1 protein-coding gene is annotated in these 1459 nt (G+C 71.5%); it reads right to left on the bottom strand.

Annotated features, from left to right (window positions below; genetic code table 11):
• Positions 1 to 454: 454 nt before the first annotated feature.
• Positions 455 to 946: an alcohol dehydrogenase catalytic domain-containing protein gene (locus ACFW2E_RS30020; RefSeq protein ID WP_384470212.1), complete on the bottom strand. Its 492-nt coding sequence runs from the start codon at positions 944 to 946 to the stop codon at positions 455 to 457.
• Positions 947 to 1459 lie beyond the last annotated feature (513 nt).

Below are 1459 nucleotides of genomic sequence, written 5' to 3' on the forward strand. Positions count from 1 at the left end.
CACTGAGCGCGCCGCCGGGGCACCGCGCGCGGGGGGGGGGGCCCCCCCCGGGGGGGCCCCCCCCTGCACGTCGGGCACCCAGCGTGACGCATTCCACTGCTCCGCGCGGCGGGTTCCACGCGAAGCGGACCCGCTTCGTCAGGACAGTGGTGGCTCTGCGGATCTCTCCGTGTGAGTTCCCCGCTGTGGCCTCGACACGACGCTGAACGAGGTCGTGTACGACGAGACATGCGGATTCGCCCGGTTGGAGACCGAGGTGGGAAGTGCAGGCAGGCAAGAGCCGACCGCCGGGGAACCGGCCGGTGCCGGTGCAAGGCAGCTCAGCCCCGGAGTCCTGATCTGGACTCGTGCAGACCGTGGTGAGCCGTGAGCGGCTCCCGCCGATGGCCGGAGAACCCGGACAGTGACGAGCGCGAGCGGCGCGAACCCCACCCAGCACCCCCCATCCCCTGTGTCACCGGCCGCCCCTGACGGCTCTCAGCCGCGGGCCCTGGTGCTCCGGATCCCGCAGGGTGGCCTGGGGCCGCCCACACTGGTATGGCCGGCACGCCGGGCAGCCGCCGCACCACTGGACGAGACAGCCCACCACATGGTCCCCGACGGTGAACGCGGTGGCCTGCGGGCCGAGGCCGACGGCCCCGGCGACCTCGTGCCCCGGGACGGCGGGCAGGGGCAGCCGTGCGACGTTGTGCCCGGCGAGGGGGATATGGCGGCTGGCACCGACAGTCCGGGCACGAGCATCTGCCGGGCCGGGCCCGACCGATGTGTCATCCCGGCAGTACCCGGCCGTGGGACTGGTGGGCTCGCATGTGTGCACTGTCGCGTCTTCGTGCACCGCTTGAAGCGTGGGGCACGGTGAGTGATCGCTCGGGCATCGCGACGGCCGCGAGCGACTACCAGCGCCGGCGGTCGGGGAACTCGGCCCGGATGAACCCATCTGGTTCATGACCTCCGCAGGGAGCGATCCGGCTCCAAGCCGCTTCCTCCGCGGGAGGCCCGGTGATACCCGCCCCGTTCAGCATGTCGTGCGGAGGCCGCGTCGTACGAGCGGGAGTGATCACCCGTGTGGGTGAACTCCGGCGTGTCGGACTCTGGGCGGCGCGGTAAGGGCTGGCTGGAGGTAGGCGAGGTAGCGGCGTATGCCGTTCCAGGCGCGCGCACGAGCCTGGCCGGGTCCACGGGGCACCGCGCCGACAGGGTGATCTTGAACCAGCGGTGTTCCGCCGGTGTGTGGGCGGGCGAGAGCGCGAACATGGAGCGAAGCTAAGGGTGTGAGTAACCGAAGTGAGCGTTCGGTGAGTGCTGAACAGATCAATGCGGCATTGGCCGCTCTGGGGACTGAACCGGCGGCGGAATCGGAGGTGCGGCCCGAGGGGCCGCAGGAAGCGGACCGTCTGCGGCGGCTGGGCCATATGCTGGCGAAGGCAGAGTTGGAGTTCACCGCCGCGACGCGGGAGTC

Origin of the sequence: Streptomyces sp. NPDC058964 (genome assembly GCF_042741275.1) — a bacterium.
Taxonomy (GTDB): domain Bacteria; phylum Actinomycetota; class Actinomycetes; order Streptomycetales; family Streptomycetaceae; genus Streptomyces.